Source organism: Psychromonas sp., assembly GCF_983033635.1.
On sequence record NZ_CEZLMY010000221.1, the window covers coordinates 1 to 1,942 of the forward strand.

The window sequence follows — 1,942 nt, forward strand, 5'->3', positions numbered from 1 at the left end:
AGTTAATAGTTTCAATAATTGAGTTGTTTGGAAACGAAAACTGAACTGTAGAGTAGGCAAAAATAAACAGTTAGAAGGTAAAAGTGAAATATATGTAAAATAATGACTTTAAGTTAGCTGAGGTTAAAGTTTAAGTTTCAATGTGTTATATGATTTGTGAGGTAATCAAAACTTATGTTTTCAGCCGTGCATTTTAATTTAAGGTCTAATGTGTGAAAATAACTTTCTTCGATTTTTAGTTGCTTGGCCTTAAGGTTGGTTCTGTTATGCGTATATTTATGCTTGTACTTATTTTTTTGTTGGCGGTGCAGCAATATCATTTATGGTTTGGCAAAAATGGTTTGCAGGATAATCATGCTTTAAGAAAAGAAGTTGAGATTGTAGTGGCAAGTAATGCTGAGTTAACACAACGTAACCAGATGATGTTTTCAGAAATTGAAGATTTAAAACGAGGCTCTGAAGCAATTGAAGAGCGTGCCCGTAATGAATTAGGCTTAGTGAAAGAGGGGGAAACCTTTTTCCGTATTGTCCCAAAAGAAGATTAATAGGATGAGTAAATTAAATTTAGTCGCAGTTCTTGTGGCCGCAGGTATTGGTAAACGCGTCGGTGCAGATATCCCCAAACAATATCTATCATTATTAGGGAAAACCATTATTGAACATAGTCTTGCCCCTTTTATTAACCATCCTGATATATGTAAAGTGGTTGTTTCTATTGCTAAAAACGATCGCTGGTTCTCACAGCTTGGCGTTTCCAAACACTTTAAAATAGAGGTGGTAGAGGGCGGTGAAGAGCGTGTTGATTCGGTATTATCTGCACTGCAAGTGATAAACGGAGATGATTATGTTTTAGTGCATGATGCCGCCAGACCTTGTATTTCCCGCTCTGATATCGATAAGTTAATCGCGCATGTGACGGTTTCAAAGCAGGGCGCCATTCTCGGCTCAAGAGTGCGCGATACGATGAAACGCAGTGATCCGCATGGGAAAATCATCAATACGGTTGAGCGTGAAAATTTATGGCATGCTTTAACACCGCAAATGTTTCAAAACAAAGCCTTGATTAAGGCAATTAGCAGCGCGAAAGATCCTCAAAATATTACCGATGAAGCTTCCGCTATGGAAATGTCTGGATTGCCTGTTACTATCATTGAAGGGCGAAGTGATAATCTGAAAGTAACACGTCAAGAAGATTTGAAACTTGCTGAGCTGTATCTGTCGCAATAAATTAATTATTGGAGAAAAAAATGATTCGTATCGGACATGGTTTTGATGTGCATAAATTTGGCGGGCAAGGCCCGATCACGCTTGGCGGTGTGAAAATCCCCTATTTTCGAGGTTTAATTGCTCATTCAGATGGCGATGTGGTCCTGCATGCTTTGTGTGATGCTATTTTAGGTGCGTTAGCACTGGGTGATATTGGTCGCCATTTTCCAGATGATGATCCTAAGTATGCCGGTGTTGATAGCCGTAAGTTAGTTGAAGATGTTTTTCATCAAACAAAAAATCGCGGTTATAAAATTGGCAATGTTGATCTGACAATAGTTGCACAAGCACCGAAAATGGCGTCATTTATTGATGATATGCGCTTACAGATTGCAGCTTTATTAGAAACCGAATCCCATAATATCAATGTCAAGGCAACCACCACTGAAAAGCTCGGTTGTATTGGGCGTGGAGAAGGTATTGCCACCCATGCCGTTGTCCTGTTAATGAAAAATAAGTAATTAAGAAAAAATAATGATCGAAAAAAATGAAAAACAACAATTTAGTTTAGATTTTAATTATCTGTATGGGAAACCCCAAAGTAGCGGACGGTTTAAACAGTCATGTGAGGATTTTAATGTCCAGGAAGATTTGGGGTTTGAATTGACAGGTGAGGGTGAGCATGTCTGTTTATGGGTGCAAAAAATAGGTGAGAATACCCAATTTTTAGCCCGTC

3 protein-coding genes and 1 pseudogene are annotated in these 1,942 nt (G+C 38.5%); all 4 read left to right on the forward strand.

Annotation, left to right across the window (positions count from 1 at the left end; genetic code table 11):
- The first annotated feature begins 266 nt into the window (after positions 1-266).
- Positions 267-545 (forward strand): cell division protein FtsB, encoded by a 279-nt coding sequence (ftsB, locus tag AC4GME_RS17260; RefSeq protein ID WP_490377583.1) that lies wholly within the window; start codon positions 267-269, stop codon positions 543-545.
- Between the two features lie 4 nt (positions 546-549).
- Positions 550-1,227, forward strand: a complete 678-nt coding sequence (gene ispD, locus AC4GME_RS17265) for a 2-C-methyl-D-erythritol 4-phosphate cytidylyltransferase (protein ID WP_490377582.1) — start codon at positions 550-552, stop codon at positions 1,225-1,227.
- A 20-nt stretch (positions 1,228-1,247) separates the two neighbouring features.
- Entirely contained in the window at positions 1,248-1,727 is a 480-nt protein-coding gene (gene ispF, locus AC4GME_RS17270; RefSeq protein ID WP_490377581.1) for a 2-C-methyl-D-erythritol 2,4-cyclodiphosphate synthase, read from the forward strand.
- Between the two features lie 13 nt (positions 1,728-1,740).
- Positions 1,741-1,942, forward strand: a pseudogene (locus tag AC4GME_RS17275) (tRNA pseudouridine(13) synthase TruD); the annotation flags it as partial.

Bases quoted from the DNA above. Each gene is read 5' to 3' on its own strand.
- ispF (WP_490377581.1), top strand. From the start codon at position 1,248: ATGATTCGTATCGGACATGGTTTTGATGTGCATAAATTTGGCGGGCAA.
- ftsB (WP_490377583.1), top strand. From the start codon at position 267: ATGCGTATATTTATGCTTGTACTTATTTTTTTGTTGGCGGTGCAGCAA.
- ispD (WP_490377582.1), top strand. From the start codon at position 550: ATGAGTAAATTAAATTTAGTCGCAGTTCTTGTGGCCGCAGGTATTGGT.